Consider the following 23,829-nt stretch of genomic DNA (forward strand, 5'->3'; position numbering starts at 1 on the left):
ACTAAGTAAAAAATGGCGCGAATATTACCGCGCCATTTTTGTCCTGTTTACTTCAAGATTTGCTCAGCGTGGGCTTTGGTTTTAACTTTACTGATGATATCCGAAATGATGCCGTTTTCATCAATGATAAAGGTCGTTCTTACCGTGCCCATTGATTCCCGTCCCATGAACTTCTTCAGCTGCCAAGTACCATATAGCTCATGAACTTCTTTCTCTGTATCTGCGATCAGTGGAAAAGGTAGATCATATTTAGCGATAAAGTTTTGGTGCTTCTTCTCAGTGTCAGTACTGATTCCAAGAATCACAAAGCCTTGGTCTAGAAGTGTTTGATAATTATCTCGCAAGTCGCAAGCTTGGGCGGTACATCCAGGAGTGGAGTCTCTAGGATAAAAATACAAGACGACTTTTTTGCCTTTGAATTGGCTAAGTGTAATGGTGTCGCCGTTCTGATCTTTGGCGTTAAAATCCGGTGCAGTTTGTCCGATTTCGATTGTCATAAAGTTACTCTACTGTCCAACGAAATATTGAAAGAAAAATAGTTTATCTATTAATAGTATTTGTTTAACAAGCAATAGCTTAACAAGACCTAAGTGAAAAATCCCCTCGAATACTGTTTCTTGTTAATTTACTCCTGCTTTACGTCCGTCAATTATTGTTAAACCAGAGTCTGGACGTTACTATAGGCGCGCTTATAATTTTATCGGAGACTCGAAATGATCACAGGTAGTTTAGTTGCGCTTATTACACCTATGTCACCAGATGGCGCTGTAGATACTAAAAAATTAGATGATCTAATAGAGTTTCATATTAACGAGGGCACTCACGGGATTGTTGCTGTGGGAACCACAGGCGAATCTTCTACTCTGACACCAGAAGAACATGCTAATGTAATTCGTCAAGTAGTTAATACCGTAAAAGGTCGAGTTCCTGTTATTGCAGGTACCGGTGCTAACGCTACTCATGAAGCCATCGACCTTACTCGTCGTGCTAAAGAAGCTGGTGCAGATGCGTGCTTACTCGTTACCCCTTATTACAACAAACCAACTCAAGAAGGTTTGTATCAGCACTTTAAAGCGATAGCTGAAGCAGTTGATATTCCTCAAATTCTATATAACGTACCGGGCAGAACGGCGTGTGATATGCAAAATGATACAGTCGTAAGACTTGCTTCGGTCAAGAATATTGTTGGTATTAAAGATGCCACTGGTAATCTAGAGCGTGGCGAAGCATTAATTAACGCCTTGCCTGAAAGTTTTGCCGTATATTCTGGTGATGATCCGACTGCTGTCTCGTTGATGCTGTTGGGTGGTAAAGGTAATATTTCTGTTACGGCAAACGTAGCTCCAAAAGCAGTCGCTCAAGCCGCTGAATCAGCATTGGCTGGTAAAGCTGACCAAGCACATTCAATTGACACGACCATTTCTTCGCTCCATAAGAATTTGTTTTTAGAATCTAATCCTATCCCAGTTAAGTGGGCTTGTAGTCAATTGGGACTATGCGAAGAAGGGATTCGATTGCCACTTACACCTCTTTCTGAACAGCATCATTCAGCCGTTCGACAAGCCATGATAGAAGCTGGAGTTTTATTAGTATGAATAAGTTTACTTTAAAGTTAATGGGCGCAGGTTCGTTAACCATTTTATTGTCAGGTTGCAGCATTTTCTTTACAGATCACTCAGATGATTATCAAGAAGATAAGCCTGTAACCTCTACTTTGGTCGTGCCAGCGGGCTCTACGCCATCGAAAGACGTGTTAGTTATCCCTAATGAAAAAGACATTGCTAATTTAGAAGAAAAGACAGTTTACACCACGCCAAGAGCACCGTTTGTATTTTACCCTATGGTTGCCGTTGATGTTGCTGAGCAAGACGATGCGATAGAATTTACTGCTCCTGCCAATTTGGCTCAATCTAAACGTATCGTGACGGATTTTCTAACAGCGTTGCATGGTGCGGGCACTTCAATTGCTTCACAAACGGATAATCAAATTACAACGGTTCCTTTTGATTTTCATCCACAAGGTTGGTGGGCGTCACTATGGAGTAACATCACCCGTATTCCACCAACTAAAACAGCCTTCTCTTTTCGTTTTAATGAAATAGAAGATGGCAAAACAATCGTATCCGTTCAGTTTCGTGATGAACAAAAAGATATAGAGCCAGGTAATTGGATGAGCCCAGTTCAGAATGATGATGCCTATTCCGTTGCTGTGCGTTTATGGGGGACAATGGGGCGTCAATTGAATCAATCTTCAGCTTATCTTTCTAACCGTGGTGATGCTTCTTCATACCCAGTTTGGGTTGATCATCATGGTATTTTCGCAATTTACCTAGGTAATGACCTTTCATCTGCTGATATTGAAGCTAAATTAAATGCTGCAGGCTTTTACTTAATGCCTGGATCTGATCAATTGTTAGCGCCGGTCCCACCAGAGGACGTTGCTCGTGTAGGTGATGTAATAGATTTAAATTTACCATTGGTAAGTAAAGAGCAGACGAAATCTCTTAAGACTAAGCGTCGAAACTTAGACGATGTTAGCTGGGAAGAGCGTCAATATCCTTACGAAATCACGTGTCAAAAAGCCGGTGAATTTTTAGTTATTGATGTTTCTGGGATGGACTCACCTGAAGTGACTTCATTTCATTTAGCACAACGCTTTGTAAATTAAATACGATTAACCCCTCAAAAAGAAAACTGGAGACCCTCCAATGGAAAAACGACAAGAGCTATATGCAGGTAAGGCAAAATCTGTATTCCGTACAGATGATCCTGACAAAATGGTTCTAGTGTTTCGTGATGATACTTCTGCATTTGACGGCAAAAGAATTGAACAGCTTGACCGTAAAGGCATGGTGAACAATAAGTTCAATGCATTCATCATGACAAAACTACAAGAAGCAGGTATCCCAACGCATTTTGAAAAGCTTTTAAGTGATACAGAGTCACTTGTTAAGTGCCTTGATATGATGCCTGTTGAGTGTGTCGTTCGAAACGTTGCTGCCGGTAGTCTTTGTCGACGTCTAGGCGTGGAAGAGGGTATTACTCTTACGCCGCCAACATTTGAATTGTTTTTAAAGAACGATGCGTTGGGTGATCCAATGATCAACGAATCTCATGTTGAATCATTCGGTTGGGCAAAAACAGCAGACTTGGCTAAAGCAAAAGAGCTTACATTCAAGGTGAATGATGTATTAAAAGCGATTTTTGCCGAAGGTGGTATGATTCTAGTTGATTACAAATTGGAATTTGGCCTATATAAAGGTGAGGTTTTATTGGGTGATGAGTTTTCACCTGATGGTTGCCGTTTGTGGGATGCCAAAACCAAAGAAAAATTAGATAAAGATCGTTTCCGTCAAGGCTTGGGCGGCGTGATCGAAGCTTACGAAGATGTAGGTCGTCGTATAGGTATCGATTTCGACGCATAAGCGGATTGGTAACTTAGTCCAAAATAGAGGAGCCTTGCTCCTCTATTTTTACCATGCAAGCTTGTTATACAAGGACATACATTGATTAACTTCCTCCCTTTTGCTATCGGTTTGCGTTATGCCCGAGCAAAACGCTCCAATCACTTCATTTCTTTTATTAGCTTTTCTTCCATCGCTGGTCTTGCACTTGGCGTGATGGTTCTTATTACTGTTCTATCTGTGATGAATGGCTTTGATCGTGAATTACGTCAACGGATTTTAGGTATGGTTCCTCATGCTACTTTGTGGGGAGATCCTGTATTAAATGATTGGCGTGATACCGCAAAATTAGTTGAAAAAATGCCAAATGTTGTGGGTGTTGCGCCTCATATTCAAGCGCAAGTTATGTTTCAGTCTGGTGAAAGTGTTCATGGTGCGATTCTAAATGGCATCAATCCAGAAATGGAACAGAAGGTCTCTATTATTGGCGACAATATGGCTTCAGGCTCGTTGGATGCACTTAATGAGACAAGCTTTGGGATTGTTCTAGGTGCTCAGCTAGCCAAAATGTTAAGAGTCGATATTGGCGATAAAGTAACGGCAATACTGCCCAAGGCCAATGTGTCTATTGCAGGTGTCGCGCCTGTCTTAAAGCGATTTACCGTAGTAGGAACCTTTGAAGTTGGGGCGGAGTTGGACAGCAGTCTTGCCTACATTAACATTAAAGATGCCGCTAAGTTAAAGCGCTATAAAGACGATGACATAGAAGCACTACGAATTTCATTTGATGACTTGTTTGTAGCGCCGTCACGTATTTGGGATATTGCTCGTGCAGTACCAGGCCAAAACAGAGTGAGTGACTGGACCCGCACCCATGGCAGCCTTTTCCAAGCGATAAAAATGGAAAAAACCATGATTGGTTTGTTGTTACTGTTAATTGTTGCTGTGGCCGCTTTTAATATCGTTTCTACCTTAGTTATGGTGGTGACAGATAAGCGAAACGACATCGCCATCCTAAGAACTATGGGGTTAACCTCAAGTCAGGTTATGTGGATCTTTGTTGTGCAAGGTATGTTCATCGGCATGCTCGGAACACTTATCGGTGTTATTTTGGGTGTAACCTTAGCGCTCAACGTGAGTGAGATTATTGCTGCTCTGCAGACGCTATTAAATGTTCAGTTCTTGAGTGCAGATGTTTACTTTATTAACTATTTACCCTCAGAGCTTCAATGGTCTGATGTGAAGCTAATTGTTATATCTGCATTTATTATGACGGTGGCCGCTACTATTTACCCAGCTTGGCGAGCTTCGAAAGTAGAGCCAGCGGAGGCGTTACGCTATGAGTAATAGTATCGTTTTAGAATGTCGTGAACTTTCTAAGCAATATCAAGATGGTAAGCAGGTGGTAGATGTTTTTCGTTCAATCGATCTAACCTTAAGTAAAGGAGAGGCTTGTGCCATTGTCGGCTCATCAGGCTCTGGTAAAACGACCTTATTGAATTTGTTGGCAGGTTTGGATTTGGCTACAACCGGCGAGGTGAGTTTGGCGGGTGTATCTTGGTCTAGCATGAAGGATTCAAAGCGAGCTAAGATGCGCAACAAGGAAATGGGCTTTGTTTATCAATTTCACCACTTGCTACCAGAGTTTACGGCATTAGAAAATGTATTGATGCCAATGTGGATTGCTGGCATGGATAAAAAAGAAGCTCAGCATCGTGGAGAAGAGCTTTTGGCTCAGGTTGGTCTAAAGGATCGTTTAAACCATAAACCTTCTCAATTATCAGGTGGCGAGCGTCAGCGTGTTGCTATTGCGCGCGCTCTAGCAAATCGCCCAGCCTGTGTGTTGATGGATGAGCCAACGGGTAATCTAGATGAAACAACATCTTTAGAAATCCAGAATCTAATTAATACACTCAAAACCACTTATGATATGGCGTTTCTTGTCGTTACTCATGACGAGAAAATGTTGAGTTGGATGGATTCTGCTTATCGTTTGTCGCAAGGGGCTTTGCATCCGTTAAAACAAGCGAATGCTTAGTTAAGGTTGGCTAATTTAGTTACAAAAAAACCAAGATTAAAGAATCTTGGTTTTTTTATTTTTACTGAATAGGTTATTTACTGTTTCTAAGTTTACGCTCTTTCCAGCGTTTAATGACATGAAGGCGCCATAAAATAGTGATTACGGCGTAGCTGATCGCACCAACAATCAAACCTGATACAATTGAGCCAACATAAAGCGGCATCCAAATGTGTTCCATTTTATCCCAGATCCATTCAACGGAGAGTTGAAAGTTTTTCTCATCGTGAGAACCTAAGATTAATGTGCCAACCTTGTAGTTGAAGTAAAATACAAATGGCATAGTGAGGGGGTTGGTGATCCATACAAGAGCAATAGACAGAGGTATGTTCGCTCGCAGCGGAACCGCAAGTAAGGCTGATGCAAGCATTTGAAATGGCATCGGAATAAATGCCCAAAATAAGCCATTAAAGAAAGCTCTTGCCACAGATTTACGATTTAGATGCCATAAATTAGCTTCGTAAATTTGAGCGCCTAAAAGACCTAAAGCCTTGCTTTGCTTCAACTTTTCTGGATTTGGTATGAATTTTTTTAGATAATTCTTCGGCATAATCAGGTAAAAAATAATTTAGCAATTTAAGACAAGGAGGTCTTATGTTACTAAGTAGTTTGTCCATATTGATGGGCGCCATATTGGTGCCGAGCGATTATTTGTGGGTGTATTCTACTCATATCATTCTGGTGTGTCTCTACTTAATGTGGTCAAAGCGTTTAATAGTTTTGTTTTTGACACTTCTCTCCTTTATTTCCATCATTTCTAGCGAGCTTCTACCAACATCACCTTTGCTTTTGCGCGTTGGTAGCGTTGTATTGGTTGATTTTGAAAGAAAAAACTTAATCATCAATAAGAATGAAATTCCAAGTGTCGTTGCTTTAACTAAGGAGTTGCCTGTCAGTATTGTGTATTTTTCTGGTCAGGGTCGCAGGCAAACTATTGATGATTTTTCTTTAACCTTTAGCAGCATGGCTTCAATTCACGAAGCCCAATCGAATGCCTCATATCGAGGTGAAGTGACCAATATCTTGCTACCAGATAAAAACGGTCCTTGGTGGCAAAAGCAACTCTATGTAAAAAAACAAATGGCGCAGCTAACTATTCAATTTGCGGACGAAGATATATCCAGCATTGATCAAGTTCATTTTTCTTTGCACGACCAGTTATTTACTAAACTTGATACCTTGTTTGGATCTTTTAATTCTTGGCGGTTTTCTAAAGCATTGCTGTTAGGGCAGGACGATTTGTGGAGTGAGCGAGATACTTGGATAATTCGCACTCTTGGCTTGGCTCATCTATTTGTCGTTTCAGGGTTGCACACCGGTTTTATGTTCGCGATTGGTTGCTTGATAAGTCGAATGGTTTGGCGATGTCTGCCCAGCCAAATAATGCTTTCTGGTCTTACGCGTTGGCATTTTGATGCCATCATAGTTATGCCTTTACTATTTACTTATGCCTATATAACACACTGGGGCGAGCCAGTTGTAAGGGCTTCTATTATGCTCAGTGTTTATTTATGCGCTCGCATGTTGGCTTTGAAAGTTTCGCCTTATAGCATTATTACTTTTGCTTTATGGCTAGTGCTCTTATCTAACCCAAGGACAGTGCTAAGTCCAGGCTTATGGCTGTCTTTTAGCATGGTGTATCTGTTAATCGGTTACTGTCAAACATCTACTAAAGTGCCCAGATTATTTATGGTGCAGGTTATGCTGAGTACCGCTTCAATGGTGCTAATACTCGGCTGGCAAGATGCTATTTCTAGTGTCTCAATTTTAGTGAATGTGTTGTTGATTCCGTTTGCGGCTTTTGTATGGTTTCCATGGGGTATGGTTTCTGGTTTGGAGGCGTTGGCTATAGGGTCAACCCATAGCTACGAATTATTAGATAGGTTACTTTATTATGTAATCATACCTGTTGAGTGGATTGCTTTTAACTTGCCTTTACTATTTTTTGAGCAATTTGTATCGAGTGTTCCACGATTTATTATGCTGCTGTTAATTGCTTGTTGGGTCTATCAGAGCCCCTTAAAGCGAGGTGTTGTAAGTGCGCTTGGAATTTGGTGTATTTTATTTTCTTCCATGCTGTTTAATGTTTCAAATGCAGATATAACACTGGCGAATAGAGAAAACACATTGACTCTTTCTGACCGAAATGGCGTTTTGTTGTCCGATTCGTGGACTGGCATAGATCTTTCGCGATTAATGATTGGTTCTTATTTAAAAGTGGATAGACAGCATGCTTACATTCTATCACCCAGTTCGGTAAAAAACCTCTCGCCACAAATGCTGTTAGATCATGGCATTGAATGGGTAATGTTTAAAAGAGAGGAGTCAGAACAAACACAGGTGATGCTGGATGCACTTAATGTAGATTGGTTAGTAATTTCGCCGGGTGAATCCTTAGCATTTTATTTCCAAGGTGACTATATCTCATTGCGTCATTCATCCTGTATCTATTCATTTTTTCTCTTAAAATCTGACACTTGCAAACGTGTAGAAAAGTTAGAGAGTGTGTTAAATTACGTTCAAACTTAAATTGGAGAGCGAAGTGTTAGCCTTTATTCAAACTGGTGGTTTTTTCATGTGGCCCTTAATGGCGTGTTCCATCCTAACGCTGGCTATTATTATTGAGCGTTTTTGGACGCTTCGCAAAGCGGGGGTTGCGCCAAATGGTCTTTTGTCGGATGTGATGGCGAGATTACGAGATGACAGAATGACTATTGAGTATATTCGCTCAATGCAGGCTAAAACAGGTTTGGCGTCTATTTTTGCAGCAGGACTACTAAATTCAAAACATGGTCGTGGAGCAATGAAAGAGAGTGTTCAAGAAGCCGCTAGCCATGTGATCCATGAATTAGAACGCTTTATGAATACGCTAGGTACTATCGCAGCGATTTCACCGTTGCTCGGCTTGCTGGGTACTGTTGTAGGCATGATTAAAGTATTTTCAGTATTGATGGAAAGTGGCGCAGGCAATACTGCTTTATTAGCGGGCGGTATTTCTGAAGCTTTGCTAACAACGGCAGCAGGCCTTGGTGTCGCGATACCGGCTTTGATTTTTCATCGTTTTTTCAGTCGTCGAATCGATGAGCTGGTTGTTACTATGGAGCAGCAGTCTACCAAATTGATTGACTCGCTACACGGTGATCGAGATAAGTCAGGAGTCGCACAGTGAAATTTCGTCGTCAAAAAATAGATGACGTTCAAATCAATATAACGCCTCTGATTGACGTCGTCTTTTTATTGCTTATTTTCTTTATGGTCAGCACGACTTTTAATCAAAGTACTGAGTTGACAATTGATTTACCAACGGCAACATCAAATGCCCCAAGTTCAGATCGTTCTAAGAATGTCGAGTTGGTAATTACTGCAGATGGTCAATATGTTATCAACGGTCAGACATTGATTAATGAAAAAGTAAGCACCTTGATCCAAGGCTTAAAAGAAGTAAGTGAAGGCGATTATACTCGACCACTTATTATTACCGCTGACGCAAAGGCCTCTTATGACATGGTTCTAAGAGTATACGATGCAGCCGCAAGCCTTGGTATTACGAAACTTGCGCATACTGCTCAGAAAGAGCCTGCCCAGTGAGTGTAGAGTCTTTATTTACACGCTCATGGTATGCTCGTTACGGTTGGACAAATGTATTTCGGCCGCTGCAGCCTTTGATAAAAAAAGCAGTAGTGAATAAGCGCAAAGCGTTTTTATCTCACCCTGAATTATCATATAAAGCCCCCGTTCCAGTTATTGTTGTCGGTAATATTAGTGTGGGTGGAACTGGCAAGTCACCTATGGTTGTGGCTCTGTGCAAACTCTTAGTCGAGCATGGATATCGTCCAGGTATTGTTTCTCGTGGCCACGGTGCAAAAGTTGAAACGCCGACCCATGTTTACCCAGATAGTCTGCCTCAAGATGTGGGGGATGAACCTGTCATGCTGTCTCGCCGAGCGGCTTGTCCTATGGTAGTTTTCCCTAAAAGGGATGAAGCGGTAAAGTTTCTATTGAGTACAACAGATGTGAATGTTGTAGTGAGCGATGATGGTATGCAGCATTATCAGCTCAATCGAGATATTGAAGTCGCGATGCTAGATGCCACCCGTGGCGTTGGGAATGGGCATCTGCTACCTGTAGGTCCATTGCGAGAGCCTATTACGCGTCTTTCTGAAGTCGATTTTGTGGTTAGTATTTCTGAGTCGATGACTAAGCCTCTAGAGGCCTTAAACTTGCCTATTACGCTAGCACCATTAGTGCCCACTAAATTGGTGTCACTGGATGGAAGTAAGAGTCTAGATTGCCATGACGTTTTTGCAGCAAATTCAAATTGGCATATTATGGCGGGAATCGGTAATCCTGAGCGCTTTATGGCAACCCTAGAGCGTTTAGGATTACACAAGAACAACATCACTCATCAATGGTTTACTGATCATCATGCGTTTGAAGAAACTGACGTTCCTATTGATGGCGCAGTGGTGATGACAGAGAAAGATGCAGTTAAATGCCAATCTCTTGAGTTATCGAATTCAAATGTTTGGTATTTACCCGTGTCTTTGGTATTGCCAATAAGCTTTCAGCAAGCATTTTTAGAAAAACTTAACCTTATTAAAAATGGATTACTCCCATGAATAAAACCTTACTTGATATCCTTGTTTGCCCTGTAACTAAAGCTTCTTTGACGTTAAGCAAAGACGGAACTGAATTGATCAGCAAAGTGGGTGGAATGGCTTATCCAGTTCGCGATGGTATTCCTGTTTTGTTAGAAACAGAAGCGCGCACCTTAACTACTGATGAGCGCTTAGAGTCAGGTTCGGCAAAATGAGATCCTATAAAGTGCTAACGGTATGCTTAGGCAATATTTGTCGATCACCCGCGGCGCAAGGTATTTTAGAAAACGTTGCGGCTAAGCATAATGTATTTTTAGAGCTTGATTCAGCTGGAACGGCGGCTTATCACGTAGGTAATCCGCCAGATGCACGGTCAATTAAAGCGCTTCATCAGGTTGGCATTGACATCAGCCGTCAACAAGCTAGACAAGTTACTAAGGCCGATTTTGATGAGTTTGATTGGATTTTGGCGATGGACAGAGAAAATCTGTCTAACCTTAAGAAAATTCAACCTAAAAACAGCAAAGCGACATTAGTTATGTTTGGTGAGTTTTATGATCATGCTGCATTTGGTGAAGTGGCGGACCCTTATTATGGTGGCGACGAAGGTTTTTCTGAGATGAGAAAGCACCTTACGAATATTGCCGACGCGTTTGTGCATCACCTTCATTCCAATAGAGAAGATTAAACTAGACAATGAAAATGCGATTCAATACCGAAGATGCCTTTGCGCAGCGCATTGAAAACTCCATTCAAGAAAATGTTTCCCTAGCAACTTACAATACCTTTCGTTTTGACTACTCTGCTGAATATTTTGCAATAGCAGATACTTTAGATTCCTTAAAAGCCTTATTGGCTTGGGCGAAATATTTTCAAAAAAACGTGACCATGATTGGCGGTGGCAGTAATTTGCTTATTTCGGCCGATGTATCTGGTCTTGTTATTATTAATCGATTATCTGGTATTAGCGCAAGAGAGCACGCGGGAAATCTTGTGAGTTTGACGGTTGCGGCTGGTGAAAACTGGCATAAAGTAGTCGAATACGCTGTCGCTCAAAGGTGGTATGGAATTGAAAACCTCGCTTTAATTCCAGGTACTACCGGTGCGGCTCCAGTACAAAATATCGGCGCTTACGGTGTTGAAATAAAAGATGTCTTGGCCCGTGTTCAGGTCATCAATCGAAACACTGGTGATGTTTACTGGATAAATGGTAAAGACTGCGGTTTCGCTTATAGAGACAGTTATTTTAAAGGCCAATGGAAGAACTTGTTGCTCATTACTTCGGTTGAGCTGTCTTTGAAAAAACAATCAGAACTATTATTAAACTATGGTGGCTTGTCCGAAAAAATTGAAGGAAAGCCAAGCCTTCAGACCGTTTTTGATACAGTGTGTCATGTTCGAAATGAAAAATTACCAGATCCTGCAGTACTAGCAAACTCCGGCAGTTTCTTTAAAAACCCGATTGTTAGTCCGGCTCAGCATGATGAGCTAAAAGATCGTTTTCCAAACCTAGTGTCTTTTCCATTTGAAGAGGGTTTTAAATTGGCAGCAGGGTGGTTGATTGACCAAGCTGGCTGGAAAGGTAAACAATATCAAGGCGTGGGAGTTTATGAAAAACAAGCCTTGGTGTTAGTAAATCATTCAGAAACCAACGCTACTGCTTTGCTGGAACTGGAAGCGCAAATAAAGCAATCCGTTTATGATAAATATGGTGTTCAGCTGGAACGAGAGCCGGTCCAGTTGCCTCTTGGTATGGAGATACTTAAGTGAAAGTTGGCGTGATGGATTCTGGGGCTGGAGGCTTAACCATCCTTAATGCCATACATCAAAAACACCCTTATCTTGATTTGGTGTACTTGGCTGATGATGCCTTTGCGCCATATGGCAGCAAAAGCGCTGAGCAGTTACAAGATAGACTTGTGAAAGTCGGACGTTTTTTTGAAAATGAAAAGGTTTGCGCAATTGTTGTTGCTTGTAATACCGCCACGGTGACAGCTATTGATGCGCTTCGAGCTTGTACCTCGCTACCGATTATTGGTGTCGAGCCTGCTGTAAAACCTGCTTTTCGCCTTAGTAAAAAACGTAGAGTGGCGGTACTTGCAACACCAGTAACGGCAGAAAGCCCGCGCTTAAATCAATTGATTGATCTATGGAAAGCGGACAGTCATGTTTCTATTATGTCCAGTTCAACATTAGCCTTTGATATTGATGCCTGGCCAGAAACAGAAGAAAAAGTTAAGCAAACAATTCAGCAATTAAGCCAAGAAATGCTCGCACAAAATATCGATACCTTGGTATTGGCTTGCACTCATTATCCATTGGTTAAGCATCTGTTTGAGCAAATACTTGGAAACGAATGCGAGATCATAGAGCCTAGTGAAGGCGTGACAGCGCAACTAATTCGTCGCCTAACTGAGTCTTATTCTGATGAAATGAGCCAGTTACTTGATGCTGCTTCTAAACATAAGGTCGACAGCCAAAATCAAGACAACAGCCAAAATCAAGGTGGCATCGAGCTTTGTAGTTCTCTAGGCTTTCAAAATATGCAGCGTCTGACTTCATGGGTGATCTCATCCGACGCTATTAAAGACCGCAGACATGTATTGATTTAGTGGTTAATTATTCTTTTCAAAGAAAGCGATAATTCTATCTTTTTCCCACATAGCATCTTGATACCCTAAATCCATTAATGCCCGACAATATTGTGGGGTGAAGAGCAAATAGCTCGCTGCAGAACTGATTTTTTCCCTGGTTGAGCCTCCTGCTGCTTTTAACAGAATTCTAATGTTTTTAGGCAGCGTAGTTATGTAATGGTGAGCTATCTCATTCAACTCTTCTGATGGAGAAATAATTAATGTCTCAGTAGGAAGGTTTTGGTGATTGGCTTGTTTATCTTTTGGAAGGTCCCGAATAAGGCTATTCATTATTTCTAACTGATAGATGTCATCTTCAAGATTGTCAATGAACGCACTGTTTAACAATTGGCCGAGTATTTGCGCCATGCTTGGCGCACTCGTATCGACATCTTTTTCTTGTGTTGCCCATTTCTTAGCGCTTCGGTTGCCACTCACACCTATGATAAACAGCTTATCTGCGCCTAATTTAAGGGCTGGATAAATGGCTGATTTCTGCCGTATCGCACCATCGCCATAATAGTGGTTATGGATTTTGTGCGCGGGAAATATTGTTGGAATCGCACTAGATGCTAGTAGATGATCGACACCTAGACTGGCCGCCACGCCTTTTCGGCGATTTCCTTGCCATGCCTGTAATTCAGGGGTGCCCTGGAAAAAAGTAGTCGATTCACCAGTACTGTAACTCATGGCAGTGATGGCCAAGGCTTTTAACTGCTGCTTATCAATAGCATTCTTTATTCTTGAAAAGTCTAAATGATTTGTGAGTAGTTCTTTTAACGGCGAGTTATCCATCAGTGCGATAGAGTTATCGTGATTATGGAGATGGAATAACGATAATAGAGTTTTGGTGAGAGAGCTGGCCACAGGCCATCGGCCTACAGTGTATATTTGATCTGGCGTTAGGTGACGCCAGACAAAAGCCAGTGAAGATACGGCTTTGGAAAAATTATCAGCATGAGAGGCGAGCATAGTGGCATTTAACGCCCCAGCTGATGTGCCACATAATATGGGAAAAGGGAGAGGTGTATGTTTAGGGCGCATTTTCCCCATTGCTGATAAAACGCCCACTTGATATGCCGCACGAGCGCCACCACCAGATAATATTAATGCATTGTTATTTGTCATAAAGGCTCGCTTAGTCTGAATCTGTTCAAGCATTCCATGTGTCTTATAAAATACTGCTTTCTTCTATTAAAACAATCACTCGCTTGTATGTAGTATGGTGTGACGCAGTGAATAATGCCATATCCAGATATAAGTATTTTGAATAATATGGCGCCTTTATTATTACTAATTGTGGACTGTCTAGGTAATCTATTCCACAATCCCATCTATACTCTTTAAATCACTATTTAAAAAAATAAATTGATACTTTTTGAATAATAAGAAAAAGGATAACTCTATGAACTCTTCTGTCGTCATTAGCGGTGTTGGTCTTTGGACACCCGCGCACAGTATTAGTAATGAAGAACTGGTAGACAGTTATAACGCTTGGGCTGAACAATTTAATGCCAAAAATTCTGATGCTATTGAAAAAGGCGAAATAGATGCTAAACCTCTTTCTAGTGCCGCTTTTATTGAAAAAGCATCGGGTATAAAAAGCCGCTACATTTATTCAAAAGAGGGCGCATTAGACATTAATCGTATGCGTCCTATTTTGGAAGTGCGCAGCGATGAACAAATGTCTCATCAAGCTGAAATGGCTATCGCCGCTGCGAAAAAAGCGTTAGCCGCAGCAAACAAAAAAGCCAGCGATATCGATATGGTTATTGTGTCTTGCGCGTATACTCAGCGCTCTTATCCAGCGATTGCCATTGAGGTGCAAGCGGCATTAGGTATCGAAGGTTTTGGTTTTGATATGCTGGTTGCCTGCTCGGCCGCTACTTTTGGTTTGCAGCGGGCCGTTGATGCAATTAAAGCGGGATCGTCAAAAGGTGTGTTGGTTATTAACCCTGAACTGACATCGCCTCAAGTCAATTACATGGACCGAGATTCGCACTTTATTTTTGGTGATGTGGCAACCGCAGTGGTGGTTGAAAGCAGCGAAACTTGTCAGTCCACGCATTCTTTTGATGTACTAAGCACTAAGTGTATAACTTCGTACTCGAATAATATCCGTTCTAATTTTGGTTATACGACTCGTGTTACCGATGAAGACCCTTATTCGGCAGATATGTTGTTTCATCAGAATGGTAGAAAAGTTTTCAAGGAAGTTTGCCCGATGGCAGCAGAACATATTGAAAACCATTTGAAGAGCCAAGGTATTCAAGTGTCACAATTAAAACGCTGGTGGTTACATCAGGCCAATATCAATATGAACTTATTGATTAGCAAGCGACTGCTTGGCCGAGATGCCACGCTTGAAGAGGCGCCAGTGGTTCTTGATGAATACGCGAATACCGCTTCTGCTGGTTCTATCATCGCTTTTGCTAAGCACCATGAAGACTTGGCTGTAGGTGATATTGGTGTGATTTGTTCATTTGGTGCAGGTTACTCAATAGGTAGTTTGATCCTTCGTAAACGTTAATTTAGACAGCAAATTACTGATTCTTTTCAATGCAGAATAAATTGTCTAAGTTAAGTAATACCTAAGTTAAGTCATTGAAACAGATGTGATTATAAGAGAGACTAATTGCATCGGTTTCAATGACTTAATAGGGCATTTAAAATATGGCAATTCATCCTCAAGCAGGGCAGCTTGCTTCTCACGATTTACTTGTGAACCTACCTGAACTTATGTCGGCTTATTATCTGAAAAAGCCTCGAGTGGTTACTCACCCAGATGAACGCGTCAGTTTTGGCACATCCGGTCATCGCGGTAGTGCTTTTTCGACCCGCTTCAATGAGAACCATATTTTAGCCATTGCTCAGGCGATTGCGGAATATCGCTTGTCCAAAAACATTACTGGTCCATTGTATTTAGGTAAGGACACACACGCCTTATCGGAAGCCGCTTTTCAAACGACAGTGAGCGTGCTCACGGCCAATGGTGTTCGTGTACGAACTCAGTTAAACGGCGGCTATACGCCAACGCCGGTTATTTCCCATGCTGTGTTAACTCACAACAAAACACAAACAGACACTAGTGATGGTATTGTGATTACGCCTTCTCACAATCCACCAGAAGATGGCGGTATTAAATATAATTCCAGCAAAGGTGGCCCAGCAGACAAAGATATTACCGATTGGGTAGCAAAAAGAGCGAATGAATTACTAGAGGCAAACCTTAAAGGCATAAAACGCTTCTCTTTAGATGAAGTGGAAGCCAGCGGTTTAATAGAGCCTTTTGACTATATTAATCATTATGTGAACGATCTTGAAAATGTCATTGATATGAAAGCCATTGCTGATGCAAAGATTCGCATTGGTGTGGACCCGATGGGCGGCTCAGGCATTCATTACTGGGAACCTATCGCGAAAAAATACGGCTTAGACATTACCGTCGTTAATAAAGAAGTCGATCCTACTTTCCGTTTTGTGCCGCTTGATAAAGATGGTCGCATCCGCATGGATTGTTCCTCACCTTACTCCATGCAAGGTTTGTTAAAGCTAAAAGATGACTTCGATATTGCAGTGGGTAACGATCCTGATTATGACCGTCATGGCATTGTGTGTGCAGGCTTTGGATTGATGAATCCAAATGCGTATTTAGCGGTTGCTATTGAGTACTTATCCCAGCACCGAAAGCTGTGGCCACAAGACATTCAATTTGGCAAAACGCTCGTTTCCAGTGGCATGATTGATCGTGTTGTAGCTGGTCTTGGTCGCAAGCTTTGTGAAGTGCCTGTTGGTTTTAAATGGTATGTAGAAGGCTTATACGAAGGCTCCATGGCGTTTGGTGGTGAAGAAAGTGCTGGAGCTTCTTTTCTACGTAAAGACGCAAGTGTTTGGACGACCGATAAAGATGGATTCATAATGGCGTTGCTTGCTGCCGAGATATTAGCGGTAACAGGTAAAGATCCACAGACACTGTATGAAACGCAAGTTTCCAACTATGGAAAGCCTTTTTACAAGCGTATCGATGTAGCTGCAACGACAGCTCAGAAAGCTTTATTGGGTGCGTTGGATGTAAAAGACGTGACGCAAACCGAGCTGGCTGGTGAAGAAATCATTTCAGTGCTGACTCACGCTCCAGGCAATAATGCGCCTATTGGTGGACTGAAAGTATCTACTGAAAATGGCTGGTTTGCTGCTAGACCATCAGGTACGGAAAACGTTTATAAAATCTATTTAGAGAGCTTTATATCAGAAGAGCATCTTGCCTCACTAGAAAGTGAGGCGAAAGCTTTAGTAGATAGTGTGCTAGGTAGTTAGTCTATATTCTACTTAGATTGAATCTGTCATAAAAAATGCCGTTTGTTCTTATAAATAGATAAGCGGCATTTTTGTTTTCAGATAATAAGGTAAGTGACATTAAATCTCTGACAACCTAGACAGCCATTTGCCTAATTGAAAGCCCATTTTATCACTGAGCTTTTGTGCGGCGGCTTTTAGTTCTTTGGCGTTATTGTTGTTCATTCTTTTGCCTGCGATGATAACCCAGTTACCACTTCCCGTATCTAAGGCTCTGACATCGTTAAAGTGCTGCTTAATAACGGCGGTGAGGTCATGATTATTCTTTTGATCAATCCAGCAGTTTAAGGCTAACCAACCATCCTCTTTAATGTTTTTGGCGCAGTTTTCAATGAAACTTGTTTGGAGAACCGCACGGTCCATTCCTTCAGTGTTATAAAGATCCGTCATCAGCAAATCGACTTTCTTCGGCAAGCCTTCTGCCATATAGTCGATGCCATTGGCGACTTCTAAGTTGATGCGCTTGCCTCTGGGTAATTTGAAATACATTTCCGCAGCGTCCATGACTTCTTGGCGTAGTTCTACAGCGGTGATATGAATAGCAGGAACCGTATGATGAAGCGCATTAAGCAAAGTGCCACCGCCAAGCCCTAAGATACACACTCGTTTTGGCTCACAAAACAACAAGGGTAGCATCATGGCTTGAGTGTATTCGTGCTGCAAAATATGTGGCGTAGAAAGGCGAATGCGGCTTTGTTCATCACCTTCGGCAAAAGACAGAATGCGGTATTGACCATCATCAAAAATGCGAATTGGGCCAAGTTCATCGGCGCTGTCATGTAATAACATAGTGTTCCTTCAATAAAAATAGATAAGGCTCGAATAACCGAGCCTTATTGATAAGCTTTAAGCATTTAAAAATTACTCGACGCGTGCTTCTCTGAGATGCTTCAAGATTGCCTGCACTGGATGAGGAATGGCGACATCATCAAAACGTTTTGCTTGGCTACGGCAAGAATAGCCTGTTGCCACTAGCTTTCCGAGTAAACCAGGGTCGGTTACTTTTTCTTTCCAAGACAAGTCATAAATGGTTTTCGAGGTTTCTTTATTGGCGGTTTCATGACCATAAGTCCCCGCCATGCCACAGCAACCGACGTTTTCTACTTTTAGTTCTAGGCCTAAAATACTGTAGACTTTTTGCCAGTCTTGAATTGACGCTGCCGCATTGGTTTTTTCTGTGCAGTGGGTCATTAAATGGTAAGTCGAGTCATCGCACATTAAAGGTTGCTTAATAAGATGCGCACTTTTCTTCATTAGCCATTCTTGCATCAACTGGATGTTAGGTATTTGTCGAGTATCACTAAAAGCTTTGGTGTATTCTGAACGATAAGTCAGCGTCATCGAAGGATCAATGCCTATAAATGGCAAGCCATAGAATGCCAAGCTTTGCAGCATATCTAAGTTCTTACGAGCAGTGCGGTTAAAAGCTTTCATGAAACCATGTACATGCAATGGTTTGCCATTAGGCATATAAGGCGCGAGATAAGCTTGGAAGCCTAGACGACTTAGAGTTTCCATAGTGTCTAGTACCAATTCGGTTTCAAAGTAACTGGTGAAAGCATCTTGCACCACAATTACAGCGCGGGTGCGGTCTTTGGGACTTAACGATTCAATAGCCAGAGGTGTCGCTAGGCGAATGCCACGGCGAGACATTTCTTTTTTCAAATTGAGCTTGCTCAGTTTGGGGTTATCGGCCAAACCTATGTATTTGCTACTGAAGTGATTCACCCAACTACGGCTTACCAACCAATTGTATGGCTGCGGAAATATCGCCATGGTTGGCATCATGAATTCTAACGAGCCAATAAGATAATCTTTGGCAGGTCGCAAATAGCGGCTGTAGTAAAGCTCCAAGAATTTTGCTCTGAATTCTGGAACATCGACTTTAATTGGGCATTGTCCGACACAAGACTTACAAGCTAAACAGCCCATCATAGAATCATGTACTTCGTTGGAGAAGTCATAGTCTCCGCGACGTTTCGCTAGCGTGTTTTTAAGCCTTGGAAAGAAGCTGAAAAGAAAGTTGCTGTCTTTGGCGTCTTTGCTTGCTTTAACCGTATCTACGCCTTGCTGGCTCATTCCACGTAGCCATTCGCGCATTAATGAGGCACGACCTTTTGGCGAGTGACGACGATCTCGGGTGCCTTTCCAGGAAGGGCACATGGCGTCATTGGGATCGAAGTTATAGCAGGCGCCGTTGCCATTACAGTACATGCCTTCTTGAAACTGATCACGATTCTGCAATGGAATCTGACGGTCAAATTGGCCACGTAACGGTACAGCATCGATTTTTAATAGATCCGCACCGAGTTCAAACGGCGTGGCGATTTTACCAGGATTTAATTGGTTTCTTGGATCGAAAGCGCCTTTCACTTGTTGAACACTTGGGTAAAGTTCGCCAAAAAAAGCGGGGGCGTATTCAGAGCGAACGCCTTTACCATGTTCACCCCAGAGTAAGCCATTGTATTTCTGAGTGAGCGCAACTACTTTGTCGGTGATTTCGCGGATCATGGGCTCTTGGGATTCGTCTTTAAGATCAAGCGCAGGCCGAACATGCAGAACACCTGCATCAACATGACCGAACATACCATATTGCACATTGTAACTGTCCAATACTTCACGAAATTCCATAATGAAATCGGCAAGGTTTTCAGGCGGCACGGCGGTGTCTTCAACGAATGGAATAGGGCGTCTCTCTCCCTTGGCGTTACCGAGCAGACCAACCGACTTTTTACGCATTGCCCAGAGCTTGTTAACGTTGTCGTGCCCCATGGCAATGGTATAACCCAACGTACTGCTTCCGCCTTGCGCAACTAAGGCATCAAGTTTGTCAGTGAGAATTTTGATTTTGTTAGCAACGTCTTGTTCATCATTGCCGGTGTATTCGACGAGGTTAATCCCTTGGATATTTTCTCCCGCTTTTTCTGGGAAAAACTCAGCAACAGAATTCCAAACGATATCGCCCTTTGCAAGACCAAGCACTTTTGAGTCGACGGTTTCGATAGAGGTTGGCTTGGCGGCGAGCAGTTCACGTGCATGACGAAGCGAGCCTTCAAAACTGTCATAGCGAATATTGACCAGAGCCGCATAAGTCGGAATAGCCAGAAGATTTACCTTGGCTTCGACAATAAAACCTAACGTGCCTTCTGATCCGCAAAGCACCGAGTTCATATTGAACTGGCCATCCTCTGTGCGAATGTGAGCCAAATCATAGCCGGTTAAACAGCGGTTAAGTTCAGGGAAGGTTTCTTTAATTTGTTGGGCTTTGCTTTTCTGAATGTTATCAACAACACGGTGAGCGTGGGCAGAATAATCGCTACCACTTTGGATGTTAGTAAGTGTCTCGTCATCAATAGGAGAAGATTCTAATAGATGCCCATCTAACAATACGGTTTTTAATTCAAGAACGTGGTCTCGCGTTTTTCCATACATTACCGAGCCTTGTCCGCTGGCATCGGTGTTGATCATGCCACCAATAGTCGCTCGGTTACTGGTAGATAACTCTGGTGCGAAAAATAAACCATGGGGCTTGATGGCTTTATTTAGTTGATCTTTTACCACACCAGCTTCAACACGAGCCCAACCTTCTTCGGGGTTAATTTCTAAAATACGGTTCATATGCTTGGATAGATCAATCACTAATCCATCCGTCAGCGACTGACCGTTGGTGCCAGTGCCGCCACCTCTAGGGCTTAACACAACATCGTTAAATTCTTCTTGGTTAGATAACTGCACCAACAACTGAATGTCTTGGGTATTTTTAGGGAAGATGACCCCTTGAGGTAATACTTGATAAATAGAGTTATCAGTTGAAAGGACAACACGGTTGGCATAATCAGGATTTGTATCGCCTGAAAATCCTGAAGCTTTCAGGCGTTCGATGAAAGAAAGGTATTTAGCCTGAATCGGTGAGACTTCAGAAAGCTTTGGAATCATGTTTCATCTCCACAAATGATGAGTGCGCAGATTTTAACAAATAAACGCCTGTTAGAGTGAATTTTCTGATGCGAAAAAAATTGCTGAACATACGCTAAAATTTCATAGGAATTAATATAATGCGTACAATCATGAGTAAAAATGTTACCTATGAAAATCAAATTTTCGAAATTCTCGCAAGTGACAGGTAGTTGATATTTAACTGACTTCGTAAAGTAATACATTAATGCCACATGACTCGTTGCGCCGAAAACTAGGTGGTTAACTCCGAGTTTCAATTTTTCTTTTATATAGACTTGTTTATGTAGTCATCATTAATCGTATTTTGAATGATGCCTATAAACATGCTAACCAAGATAAAAGGAGAAAAATTATGCCTATAACAGATAAATCTCAAATTTCTCAGGATGAAAAAGGTATCTGTGGTTTTACATCAATGATCCAGATGTTGATCGATAACCATAAATTAACGCTGAGTGATTTCATTCGTATTTATGGTACAAGTACGGCATTTGCTGATGAATGGCTAAGAATACAAATAGACCACGACAGATTAGAACTTAATGCAAATGTTGCGACAGCGCTTAAACAATCTTTACTTTTTACTGGAGACTTTGGTGCAAAATATCAAATATCTCTAGACCAGTTATTAAAGGAAAATCATTGGGACTGGAGTGAAAAACCTGGGTTTGCGCTCATACCTGAAGCAATCTGTGATTATGTTCTTAGAAAATTTCGTATGGAAATGATGATCGAAATTTACAGCCCTTATAAAACCATGGATCAGCTTTGGTCTAGTACAAGTAATAATCTAGGGGCTGGAATATATGGAATTATGACAGATAATGGTGCAGGTCCTAATAAAGACCAAATTCAGCACTATATCTATATTGATAACAATGGTGTGCTGATGACGTGGCAAAAAACGGGTCAAACTGCTAAACAGGCACTTATAGATAACGGCTTTACTAAAGTTGTGACAAGGCTTTATCCAAAATAAGTGACAGTAAAGCCTATCTGATATCATTGAATTTACTCACCAAAGCCAGTCATACCTTATGACTGGCTTTTTATTTAATAGACTAATATTTCTGCCAGCATGGCCCTTAGTTAAATAATCACTTACATATTAAAGGACCTGATTCAATATGCGCTTTGGTTATTGATCCTAGGGACTGTATGAATAGTCATCTAAGTCTCAGGCTTTCAGAGAAAATCGGCAATTAAGACGTGATGTTGAAGGTACGGTAGTGCCTTTGAAATATCGTAAAGATGAGTAACTATTTCTCTGGGGCCCCCAAGGGCATGGTCTAAAAGCATGTATTCTTTGTTAAGCACTTCATCAATAGGTCTCTATTGAGATGCAGTGTTTGCCTCGAATAGCAAGCTTTTATCCATGATGCCTACATAGATGTAGGCTATTAGGGGATTTTATGACACTTGCCTAGCCTGATTAACAGCATTTTCACGTATGTGCTCAAATTTATTGAACGCTTGAGCCACTTTTTCGCTTTCCGAAAGGGAAAGAGAAATGGCGGTGCGACATTCTGGGTTTGAGCATTTGAAACTTTGTCCCGCTAGGAGCAACATAGACTCCATAAAAATAGGCGAATGACAGTCAGGGCAATTAATTTGGATTTTGACACTCATTTTATTCTCCTTTTATCTACTATTTATGTTCAGTCTTTGGTGGGTAACGGAACCATGTTTTTAGTAAATATATCCAGAATGGCCGTCATGCCCTTGGGTAAGGGTAATTGACCTGCGGTAAGACTGACTTCATAGTTGGCGCCAGATGAGGCATTACCAGAATCCTTCCCTTTACTAGACAATGTACCGTGCAGTTCAGTATCAAATTCATGAGCTTTGTAATTGTTTGATATTCCTTTCGCATTGGAACGTTGTTGTCGCTCGCTAGAAGTTTCTCTAGTGAACTCACGTGAGCTTTTGACTTCCATTTGAAAAGAGATTTTTAGAGTTTCAATCGCCAGTGAGTTAATGGGTATTAGAGTCATCAACGGAATCGAAAAATCCATTTTAACGGGTGATTTACTGTACGCCCCCTGAGCTGTGAGTACTTGTCTTTCCATTTGAAAGGTTATCATAATGGGCCGTAGGCTTTCGTCATCCTCAGAGATCTTTTCGAAGCAGTTGTTAATGATAAATTGTGTTTGGGATTGGGCAATCATGGCGTTCGCATCGGTCGCAGCTTTTAATGGCGCGCCAATGAGAGCCTTCATGGGCAATCCTGAAAATTGGTTAGCAATATTTTTTGTTGCCATAATGTTTTTCCTACCTCTAATCCATATTTGAATATCACCTAACCTGGTATTTGCGCTCTTAATGTTCGTTCGTAACCTTCAATTAGTCGTTTTAGCCCTTCAGGTGGTTCACTTCCTGTTAGTGTGATTTCGATCCGAGTGTTTGACGATTCCTGTTTCTCTCCTTTACCACCTAAGAGACTTTTTTTCTTGTTAGGATCGGGAAAGGAAACCATCAGTTTTCCGTCGGTATTTGTAGTGACTTCCAGTTCTGTTGAAAATTTAACTTCTGTAATTCTAGGGGAAGAAATGGGACACAGAGCCAAAATGGGAATTTCGGCAGTGACATTTTCTATGCCATCTGCAGTACGACTGGGAAATTCCATCGAGCAGGTTTTTGGTCTTAATACTGGTTCAGTATTATGAGGGTCTTTGGGATCATTTCTTTCTTCTTCATCAAAAAAACGTTTAATAAAGTCGATAGTTTCACCTTCAACTGATTTTGCAGCGTCTTTTACGCTTTTATGTATTGCTCGCATTAATGCTTGAAATTCAATCATGATG

Annotated in this window: 24 protein-coding genes; 16 read left to right on the forward strand and 8 right to left on the reverse strand. The window is 41.6% G+C overall.

The window, feature by feature from the left end; all coding sequences use genetic code 11:
- Positions 1-47: 47 nt before the first annotated feature.
- Positions 48-497, reverse strand: a complete 450-nt coding sequence (gene bcp / locus KPL72_RS04305; protein ID WP_212918794.1) for a thioredoxin-dependent thiol peroxidase — start codon at positions 495-497, stop codon at positions 48-50.
- 216 nt (positions 498-713) lie between these two features.
- Here bcp and dapA point away from each other — a divergent pair, with 216 nt between their 5' ends.
- The 5 genes from dapA to KPL72_RS04330 all read left to right on the forward strand — a co-directional run bounded on the left by dapA (position 714) and on the right by KPL72_RS04330 (position 5,442).
- Positions 714-1,595 carry a 4-hydroxy-tetrahydrodipicolinate synthase gene (gene dapA, locus KPL72_RS04310; RefSeq protein WP_212918795.1) on the forward strand — a complete coding sequence of 294 codons (882 nt, stop codon included), beginning with the start codon at positions 714-716 and terminating at the stop codon, positions 1,593-1,595.
- On the forward strand, positions 1,592-2,668 hold the full coding sequence (locus tag KPL72_RS04315; RefSeq protein WP_219701989.1) for a hypothetical protein: 1,077 nt from the start codon (positions 1,592-1,594) through the stop codon (positions 2,666-2,668). Before dapA ends, KPL72_RS04315 begins: the two co-directional genes overlap by 4 nt.
- A gap of 40 nt (positions 2,669-2,708) precedes the next feature.
- Positions 2,709-3,425 (forward strand): phosphoribosylaminoimidazolesuccinocarboxamide synthase, encoded by a 717-nt coding sequence (gene purC, locus KPL72_RS04320; protein WP_212918797.1) that lies wholly within the window; start codon positions 2,709-2,711, stop codon positions 3,423-3,425.
- Between the two features lie 81 nt (positions 3,426-3,506).
- A complete protein-coding gene (locus tag KPL72_RS04325; protein WP_212918798.1) occupies positions 3,507-4,751 on the forward strand; it encodes a lipoprotein-releasing ABC transporter permease subunit in 1,245 nt (414 codons plus the stop codon).
- Entirely contained in the window at positions 4,744-5,442 is a 699-nt protein-coding gene (locus KPL72_RS04330) for an ABC transporter ATP-binding protein (RefSeq protein ID WP_212918799.1), read from the forward strand. Before KPL72_RS04325 ends, KPL72_RS04330 begins: the two co-directional genes overlap by 8 nt.
- A gap of 73 nt (positions 5,443-5,515) precedes the next feature.
- Here the strand turns inward: KPL72_RS04330 and KPL72_RS04335 are convergent, their stop codons facing one another.
- Positions 5,516-5,986 carry a DUF2062 domain-containing protein gene (locus KPL72_RS04335; RefSeq protein ID WP_249411760.1) on the reverse strand — a complete coding sequence of 157 codons (471 nt, stop codon included), beginning with the start codon at positions 5,984-5,986 and terminating at the stop codon, positions 5,516-5,518.
- 89 nt (positions 5,987-6,075) lie between these two features.
- Here KPL72_RS04335 and KPL72_RS04340 point away from each other — a divergent pair, with 89 nt between their 5' ends.
- From KPL72_RS04340 to murI, 8 genes are read left to right on the forward strand one after another with little or no spacing between them, the layout of a single operon-like run.
- Positions 6,076-8,010, forward strand: a complete 1,935-nt coding sequence (locus KPL72_RS04340) for a ComEC/Rec2 family competence protein (RefSeq protein WP_219701990.1) — start codon at positions 6,076-6,078, stop codon at positions 8,008-8,010.
- A 13-nt stretch (positions 8,011-8,023) separates the two neighbouring features.
- Positions 8,024-8,650, forward strand: coding sequence for a MotA/TolQ/ExbB proton channel family protein (locus KPL72_RS04345; protein ID WP_212918802.1), 627 nt, complete (start codon positions 8,024-8,026; stop codon positions 8,648-8,650).
- The gene (locus tag KPL72_RS04350; protein ID WP_212915166.1) at positions 8,647-9,069 is read left to right on the forward strand and encodes an ExbD/TolR family protein; all 423 of its coding nucleotides are present in this window, start codon (positions 8,647-8,649) and stop codon (positions 9,067-9,069) included. The genes KPL72_RS04345 and KPL72_RS04350 overlap by 4 nt, the downstream gene beginning before the upstream one ends.
- On the forward strand, positions 9,066-10,100 hold the full coding sequence (gene lpxK, locus KPL72_RS04355) for a tetraacyldisaccharide 4'-kinase (protein ID WP_219701991.1): 1,035 nt from the start codon (positions 9,066-9,068) through the stop codon (positions 10,098-10,100). The genes KPL72_RS04350 and lpxK overlap by 4 nt, the downstream gene beginning before the upstream one ends.
- A complete protein-coding gene (locus KPL72_RS04360) occupies positions 10,097-10,294 on the forward strand; it encodes a Trm112 family protein (RefSeq protein WP_212915168.1) in 198 nt (65 codons plus the stop codon). Before lpxK ends, KPL72_RS04360 begins: the two co-directional genes overlap by 4 nt.
- Entirely contained in the window at positions 10,291-10,767 is a 477-nt protein-coding gene (locus KPL72_RS04365) for a low molecular weight protein-tyrosine-phosphatase (protein ID WP_212915169.1), read from the forward strand. Before KPL72_RS04360 ends, KPL72_RS04365 begins: the two co-directional genes overlap by 4 nt.
- 14 nt (positions 10,768-10,781) lie before the next feature.
- Positions 10,782-11,849: a UDP-N-acetylmuramate dehydrogenase gene (gene murB / locus KPL72_RS04370; protein ID WP_249422093.1), complete on the forward strand. Its 1,068-nt coding sequence runs from the start codon at positions 10,782-10,784 to the stop codon at positions 11,847-11,849.
- Complete coding sequence (gene murI, locus KPL72_RS04375; protein WP_219701993.1) at positions 11,846-12,691, forward strand: glutamate racemase; 846 nt, start codon at positions 11,846-11,848, stop codon at positions 12,689-12,691. Before murB ends, murI begins: the two co-directional genes overlap by 4 nt.
- A 3-nt stretch (positions 12,692-12,694) precedes the next feature.
- On the opposite strand, the gene KPL72_RS04380 is transcribed toward murI, so the two are convergent.
- Entirely contained in the window at positions 12,695-13,840 is a 1,146-nt protein-coding gene (locus tag KPL72_RS04380) for a patatin-like phospholipase family protein (protein WP_249422094.1), read from the reverse strand.
- A 277-nt stretch (positions 13,841-14,117) separates the two neighbouring features.
- Here KPL72_RS04380 and KPL72_RS04385 point away from each other — a divergent pair, with 277 nt between their 5' ends.
- Positions 14,118-15,242 (forward strand): beta-ketoacyl-ACP synthase III, encoded by a 1,125-nt coding sequence (locus KPL72_RS04385; RefSeq protein ID WP_219701995.1) that lies wholly within the window; start codon positions 14,118-14,120, stop codon positions 15,240-15,242.
- 143 nt (positions 15,243-15,385) lie between these two features.
- Entirely contained in the window at positions 15,386-17,029 is a 1,644-nt protein-coding gene (pgm, locus tag KPL72_RS04390) for a phosphoglucomutase (alpha-D-glucose-1,6-bisphosphate-dependent) (protein ID WP_219701996.1), read from the forward strand.
- A 99-nt stretch (positions 17,030-17,128) separates the two neighbouring features.
- Here the strand turns inward: pgm and KPL72_RS04395 are convergent, their stop codons facing one another.
- Both KPL72_RS04395 and ydiJ read right to left on the reverse strand, forming a co-directional pair.
- The gene (locus KPL72_RS04395) at positions 17,129-17,857 is read right to left on the reverse strand and encodes a spermidine synthase (RefSeq protein ID WP_212915175.1); all 729 of its coding nucleotides are present in this window, start codon (positions 17,855-17,857) and stop codon (positions 17,129-17,131) included.
- 72 nt (positions 17,858-17,929) lie between these two features.
- On the reverse strand, positions 17,930-21,004 hold the full coding sequence (gene ydiJ, locus KPL72_RS04400) for a D-2-hydroxyglutarate dehydrogenase YdiJ (RefSeq protein WP_219701997.1): 3,075 nt from the start codon (positions 21,002-21,004) through the stop codon (positions 17,930-17,932).
- Positions 21,005-21,377: 373 nt separating this feature from the next.
- Between ydiJ and KPL72_RS04405 the strand changes: the two genes are divergently transcribed.
- Positions 21,378-22,004 (forward strand): hypothetical protein, encoded by a 627-nt coding sequence (locus KPL72_RS04405; protein WP_219701998.1) that lies wholly within the window; start codon positions 21,378-21,380, stop codon positions 22,002-22,004.
- A gap of 431 nt (positions 22,005-22,435) precedes the next feature.
- Here the strand turns inward: KPL72_RS04405 and KPL72_RS04410 are convergent, their stop codons facing one another.
- The 3 genes from KPL72_RS04410 to KPL72_RS04420 are packed head-to-tail and all read right to left on the reverse strand — an operon-like array spanning position 22,436 to position 23,825.
- Positions 22,436-22,654, reverse strand: a complete 219-nt coding sequence (locus KPL72_RS04410; protein ID WP_212915178.1) for a hypothetical protein — start codon at positions 22,652-22,654, stop codon at positions 22,436-22,438.
- A gap of 29 nt (positions 22,655-22,683) precedes the next feature.
- Positions 22,684-23,286 (reverse strand): DUF2589 domain-containing protein, encoded by a 603-nt coding sequence (locus KPL72_RS04415; RefSeq protein ID WP_219701999.1) that lies wholly within the window; start codon positions 23,284-23,286, stop codon positions 22,684-22,686.
- Positions 23,287-23,324: 38 nt separating this feature from the next.
- Complete coding sequence (locus tag KPL72_RS04420) at positions 23,325-23,825, reverse strand: DUF2589 domain-containing protein (RefSeq protein ID WP_212915180.1); 501 nt, start codon at positions 23,823-23,825, stop codon at positions 23,325-23,327.
- Positions 23,826-23,829 lie beyond the last annotated feature (4 nt).

Origin of the sequence: Marinomonas lutimaris (genome assembly GCF_019426345.1) — a bacterium.
Lineage (GTDB): Bacteria > Pseudomonadota > Gammaproteobacteria > Pseudomonadales > Marinomonadaceae > Marinomonas > Marinomonas lutimaris.